This window comes from Sphingomonas sp. S2M10 (assembly GCF_012650175.1).
Taxonomy (GTDB): domain Bacteria; phylum Pseudomonadota; class Alphaproteobacteria; order Sphingomonadales; family Sphingomonadaceae; genus Sphingomonas.
This window is the reverse complement of record NZ_JAAILI010000030.1, coordinates 1-5,422: the sequence shown is the minus strand read 5'-3', so window position 1 is coordinate 5,422 and position 5,422 is coordinate 1. Positions and strand designations below refer to the sequence as shown.

Here is a 5,422-nt window from a genome sequence, read left to right as displayed (position 1 = left end):
CGTCGATCAGGCGCCCGCGGCACACCCGCCAAGGTCAATGCGACCGCTGGTCTCGCGGCCAGCGAAGGACTAAACTCGGTCAGCATCTCGGATGGCAGTCATGAGAGCGTATATCTGGGTCCGTTCTATGTACTGACCCCGTTGGGCGACGTTCGGCTCGCGCCGGCTGGACCGGGTCACGATACCGGCCGGCGTCACCCGCCTGATCCTCGCCGCCGACAACGACCTCGCGGGCCGGCGGGCAGTCGCGCGCGCGCTCGAAGCCTATGCCGGTCCCGGTCGGACGATCGAGGTCGACGTGCCCGACCGGCACAAGGATTGGGCCCAGGTGCTCGAAGCGCAGGAGAGAGGAGGGGGAGCGGACGGTTGAGCCGCCGCAGTGGTGGCAAAGCCCCGAGGAGCCCACCATGTCCGACCTGCTCGATCTCGCCACCGTCGACGAGCTGCCCGCCGCCCGCAAGATCGCGGCGTTGATCGCCTCGGGCGCCTCCGTCGCCCGCAAGGATCTCAATGCCGTGCTCACCGCCGCCCGCGGCGGCACAGACGCAGATGGTTCCTGGACGCAGCGCGACAGCTTCGAGCTGCTCGAACACGCGGTTGCTCTCCACTTGGTATCGGCTTCCCCGCCGCTGGTCACCTTCAGCGATGTCGCCGGCGTCATTTCACTGGTCGAGCGCCTACCGACGCAGACGGTTCGGAGTGAGGAACAGCTCGACCTGCAGCAATTCTCGACGCCTGCGGACATCGCGGCGATCGCCGTCCTGCTCGCAGCGATCGGCGCCGACGACGTCGTGCTGGAACCGAGCGCCGGCAACGGGCTGCTGGTCGCCCAGGCGCCGACCGCGGCGGCGCTGCAGCTCAACGAGATCGACGACAAGCGGCGTGCCCGGCTCGGCACCGAGCTCGGCCTCGCCTGGGTCCGCCCGATCACCAGCGCCAGCAGCTACGATGCGGCCCGCGGCCTCCACGAGGTCGACGTGCCCAGCCGTCCGCTTACCGAGGAAGAGCAGGCGACGGAGATGCGGCTCGAGGAGCGGCTCGGGGAGATCGAGACCGAGATGGAAGCGGGCGAGATCGACGAAGAGACCGGCGCCGCGCTCGAGGCGGAAGCGGAGGCGATCGAGGCGCAACTCGACCAGCTGCAGGCGAGCCTGCAGGTGCTGCCGCCCGAACTGGCGTCGCGGGTCGGCACCTTCATCACGCTGTCGCGTGACGGCCAGATGGTCATCGACGACACCTTCTACAGCGAGACGCCGCTGACCATCACCATGATCGAGCCGCAGCCGGTGGACGTCGATGGCGTTGGCGGCGAGCTCGGGGAGGGCGAAGTTGTCGCGCCGGTCGCCGCGCCGACATTCCACATCGAGGAGGGCAGCGTACCGCCCCGGGGTGGTGCGACCGCGCCCGTCGATCCGGACGCCGCAGCGCCGGGGGGCAAGGCGCTCAGCCAGGTGCTGCTCGACCAGCTCTCGGTCCAGCGCCGCGACGTGCTGGGAGCGGCGCTGATCGCCAATCCATCGCTGGCGCTCGACTATATGCTGTTCGCAATGGTCGACGGTCGCGGCAATGGCGGCTCGGGCGACGGCACGACCATCTCGGCATCGAAGCCGCACGATCCGGTCATGTCGAACAACGTGCCCGGCTCGCGTGCGCGCGACTACCTCGCCGAGGTCCATGACGAGCTGGATGCCTCGTGGAGCGTGCCGAGTGGCAAAGTCGAGCGGTTCGAGGCGTTCCGGGCGCTCTCCGACGAGGCCAAGGCGGCCTGGCTCGCCTGGATCGTGGCGACGTCGTTGGAAGCCAAGGAGCTCTATGGCAGCCACAGGCAGAACCCGCTTCAGAACCGGCTCGCGACCATCCTCGAGGTCGACGTCGCCAGCTGGTGGCGGCCCACGTCGGAAAACTTCTTCGACCGTGTGTCGAAGGGGACGCTGCTCTCGCTCCTGGACGAGGTCGGCGGTCCCGCGCTGTCCGGTCGACATGCCAGCAGCAAGAAGCCCGAGATCTCGGCCTCGTGCGAAAAGCTGTTCGGGGGCAACGCGATCGTCGAGACCGAGGTCAAGGACGCGGCGCTCGCCTGGGTCCCGGCCGCGATGCGCTTCAACGACGTCGCGAGTAGCGACGAGGACGAGGACGGCGGTGACCTCGAAGACCTGATCGGTGGTGACGGCGAGGACGAGGACGAACTCGCCGCGCTGGTCGCCGGCGGTCCCGACGACGGCGATGCGCCGATCGGCGAGGATCGGCCGAGCCCCGACGAGGGTGACGGCGCCGGCATCGGCGACGATGTGGAGGAGCATCAGCTGCTCGCGGCCGAGTAGCTCGCCCCGGATCTGCTGGGCACCTCGCCGCCGGTGCGCTTCTCCGGAGCCGCCGGCGGCCTTCTTCCGTCACCCGCCGGGACGCCTGCCATGGATCACCTGCCCACGAACAGCCGCGAGATCGCGGCGACCATCACCGACACCATCATCGCCCGCCTAGACGCCGGAACGCTGCCGTGGCGCCGGGGTTGGTCATTGACCGGAGAGGGCGGCCGGCCGCTCCGCCACGAGGGGACGCCATACACCGGCATCAACACGCTCTGGTTATGGGCGACCGCCGAGGAGCGGGGCTACCGCAGCCGTTACTGGATGACGCGCCGCCAGGCCGAGGAGCTCGGCGGTCGCGTCAACCGAACCGCCCGCGCCTCCATCTCGGTCTATGCCTCCACCTTCCGCAAGGCGGGACAGCCCACGCTCTCCGGCGAGCCGGCTGCGGCGCTGATCCGCTTCCTGCGCTCCTACCTCGTGTTCAACGCCGACGAGATCGAGGACCTGCCGGCCTACTATTACGCTCGCGACGTGCCGCCGACACCGCTTGCCCTGTCCCAGCGTCAGAGCGCAATCGATGCCTTTTTCGCCGCGATTCCGGCGATCGTGCGTCATGGTGGTGACCAGGCCTACTTCAACCCGGGCAGCGACCATATCCAGCTGCCTCGCCCCGGCGCCTTCCGCTCGGCCGACGCCTATGCCTCCACCCGCGGCCACGAGACCATCCACTGGAGCGGTCACCGCACCCGGCTGGATCGCACGTTCGGCAAGCGCTTCGGCGACCAGGCCTATGCTATGGAGGAGCTGGTCGCCGAACTCGGCGCCGCGATGATCTGCGGCGAGCTCGGTCTGCCGACGGCCGTCCACGACAGCCACGCCAGCTACATCGACCACTGGCTCCGCATTCTGAAGGCGGAGAGGTCGGCGATCTTCGTCGCCGCCACCAAGGCCGAGCAGGCCGTCACTTTCCTCCGCACCTTCGCCACCTCGATTTCGATGGCGGCCTGACCCTCCAACCGGGAGACCTGTCATGGGTTGGCTCAGCATGCAACGCGGCCACATGGGTGGCCACGCGACCCCCAAGGCGTACCTCGACGCCCAATTCACCTACGACCGCAAGTATGACGATGGCAGCACCTATGCGATGCGCGTGCTGGAGAGCGCCTGCGTCGGCAACCGGGTCTGGTACGCCGCCACCCGCGTCGAGCGGAGCGGCCAGGAGCCCTATGTCATCGCGCTGGTGTGTCTCGTGCGCTGGACCCCCAACGCCAAGGATGGATTCCTGTTCGCCTACAAGGACATGGAGGAGTCCATGGGGCCTTGCGAGGCGGAATGCCCGGAGCGCATCCTCCGCCGGCTTACCCCGACCACCAACCGGCACGCGCTCGACTGGCGCGAGCGCTGCCGTGCGCGTCTTCGGCTGCGTTCCCGAAAGATCGAGGATGGCATGCGCATCCGGCTGGCGGCGCCGCTGACCTTCACCGATGGGTTCGTCGGCTCCGACTTCATCGTCGTGAAGAAGGGCGCCTCGCTCAGCTTCCGCCCCGTCGAGGGCCACGGCCGGTACGGCATCCGCAATTTTCGCACTCTCGCCTACGAGGTGGTGCCCCAGCTGAAAGTGCATCGCACCGTCTTCGCACCTCCGGCATGAAGGGTATTACCATGACCGAACCCCAGCGCCTCTCCCCGCTTCGGCGGATCCTCTGCAGCTACGATCACGCTGCTCGCCTCGCCGCCGCGATGGCGGACGGTGGGCTCGACGTCGCGATCGTCTCGACCCTTGACCCGCTCCAGCCCTGGCGTGTCGTGGAGCCCGTGAACGACGCGGCCGAGACGAGGATGCTCGAATGCGCCTGATCTGGCTCGCTCTCCTCCTGTCGTCGTGCCACGACGGCATCCCCGAGGCTTCGGCGACCGAACCGGTAACCGCAAAGGCCCACGCGATCGACGGCGATACCGTCGCGATCGACTATCGGCTGTTCGGCGCCGACGCGTTCGAGAAGCGCCAGCTCTGCCGGCGCAACGACGGCTGCTGGCCGTGCGGAAAGGCCGCGCAGGATTTCACATCACGCCTGCTCAAGAGACACGAGGTGACGATCCGCATCGTGGGCACCGCGAGCTACGGCCGTCCGGTCGCCACGATCGACATCGCCGGCGAGGACCTTGGCGAGGCCCTGATCGAGAACGGTCTCGCCGTCCCGACGCCCAGCTTCCTGAAAGCCGATCCGAGACGCACCAGCCTCTACGAGGCTGCCTATCAGCGCGCCATCGCCAGCCACGTCGGCGCCCACGCCGGCTACTTCCTCAACCCGGCCGACTGGCGGCATGGTCGCCGACTGGCTTGCGAAGGGAGCGTTGAGCTTATGGTCGGAAGCGTAGATTAGACTCGCGATAGTCTCGATTGGGATGGTGGAGCGAGAACGCTGTGGGCTTCCCGAAACTCATGTTTAGTGAGGAATTGGGAACGCCGAGACGATCCCTGATGTCGCAATGTGGGTGGTTGGCTGCCGTTCGAGCAGCCGCCACGCTATTGCTGGTTTGCGCCCCCTTGTCGCCGTTACCACGCAAATCTCGGTTCCCGATAACTGCCATTCGCTCAGATTTAAGCTACGGTGGCCGAATGGTGACGTGCTCCCCAAAGCTCTACCAGTCATAACTGGAGTCCGGGGTTGTCATGGTGCCCGTCAGGGCGGTGTTGCACAACCCGCCCGGCAGCATCGGCGGGCGTCAGCCCGCCTATTCCGCTATGCGGCCGCACATGATTGTAGTCGTCGCGCCAGAGCCGCAGCACCGAGCGGGCATGGCCGAGTGAGACGAACAGCGTCTCGTTGAGGCATTCGTCGCGTAGGCGGCCGTTGAAGCTCTCGACGGAGCCGTTCTGCTGCGGCCCTTCGACAAGCTCAGGAGAGCCTTGCCCGGCGCGATGTAGTGCCACTCGACAGGCCGCTCCTGCGTCCATCTCAGGATCGCCAGGCTGGTCAGCTCGGTGCCGTAGCACATTGGGAAGCGGCCCCTCGAAGGGGCGCACTGCCTTGATGAAGGCAAGGGCGCGTAGCGCCCGCAGGCTTCATCAAGGCGGTCATGATCGGCCCGCAGGTCTCTAAAGTGAAGTT

At 67.6% G+C, this 5,422-nt stretch carries 5 protein-coding genes and 2 pseudogenes; 6 read left to right on the top strand and 1 reads right to left on the bottom strand.

Features of this window, described 5'->3' with window-relative positions; all coding sequences use genetic code 11:
* Window positions 1-151: 151 nt before the first annotated feature.
* The 6 genes and pseudogenes from S2M10_RS08065 to S2M10_RS08040 all read left to right on the top strand — a co-directional run.
* Window positions 152-370 (top strand): annotated as a pseudogene (locus S2M10_RS08065) (toprim domain-containing protein); the annotation flags it as partial.
* Window positions 371-407: 37 nt separating this feature from the next.
* Entirely contained in the window at window positions 408-2,321 is a 1,914-nt protein-coding gene (locus S2M10_RS08060; RefSeq protein ID WP_168845680.1) for a hypothetical protein, read from the top strand.
* A gap of 90 nt (window positions 2,322-2,411) precedes the next feature.
* On the top strand, window positions 2,412-3,317 hold the full coding sequence (locus S2M10_RS08055) for a zincin-like metallopeptidase domain-containing protein (protein ID WP_168845679.1): 906 nt from the start codon (window positions 2,412-2,414) through the stop codon (window positions 3,315-3,317).
* Between the two features lie 22 nt (window positions 3,318-3,339).
* Window positions 3,340-3,960, top strand: a complete 621-nt coding sequence (locus S2M10_RS08050) for a hypothetical protein (RefSeq protein WP_168845678.1) — start codon at window positions 3,340-3,342, stop codon at window positions 3,958-3,960.
* A gap of 11 nt (window positions 3,961-3,971) precedes the next feature.
* Complete coding sequence (locus S2M10_RS08045) at window positions 3,972-4,166, top strand: hypothetical protein (RefSeq protein ID WP_168845677.1); 195 nt, start codon at window positions 3,972-3,974, stop codon at window positions 4,164-4,166.
* Window positions 4,157-4,693, top strand: a complete 537-nt coding sequence (locus tag S2M10_RS08040; protein ID WP_168845676.1) for a thermonuclease family protein — start codon at window positions 4,157-4,159, stop codon at window positions 4,691-4,693. The genes S2M10_RS08045 and S2M10_RS08040 overlap by 10 nt, the downstream gene beginning before the upstream one ends.
* A 266-nt stretch (window positions 4,694-4,959) precedes the next feature.
* On the opposite strand, the pseudogene S2M10_RS08035 reads toward S2M10_RS08040, so the two are convergent.
* Window positions 4,960-5,300 (bottom strand): annotated as a pseudogene (locus S2M10_RS08035) (transposase); the annotation flags it as partial.
* Between the last annotated feature and the right edge of the window lie 122 nt (window positions 5,301-5,422).

Excerpts from the sequence above, each read along its gene's own strand:
- S2M10_RS08060 (WP_168845680.1), top strand. The coding sequence starts at position 408 with ATGTCCGACCTGCTCGATCTCGCCACCGTCGACGAGCTGCCCGCCGCC.
- S2M10_RS08055 (WP_168845679.1), top strand. The coding sequence starts at position 2,412 with ATGGATCACCTGCCCACGAACAGCCGCGAGATCGCGGCGACCATCACC.
- S2M10_RS08050 (WP_168845678.1), top strand. The coding sequence starts at position 3,340 with ATGGGTTGGCTCAGCATGCAACGCGGCCACATGGGTGGCCACGCGACC.
- S2M10_RS08045 (WP_168845677.1), top strand. The coding sequence starts at position 3,972 with ATGACCGAACCCCAGCGCCTCTCCCCGCTTCGGCGGATCCTCTGCAGC.
- S2M10_RS08040 (WP_168845676.1), top strand. The coding sequence starts at position 4,157 with ATGCGCCTGATCTGGCTCGCTCTCCTCCTGTCGTCGTGCCACGACGGC.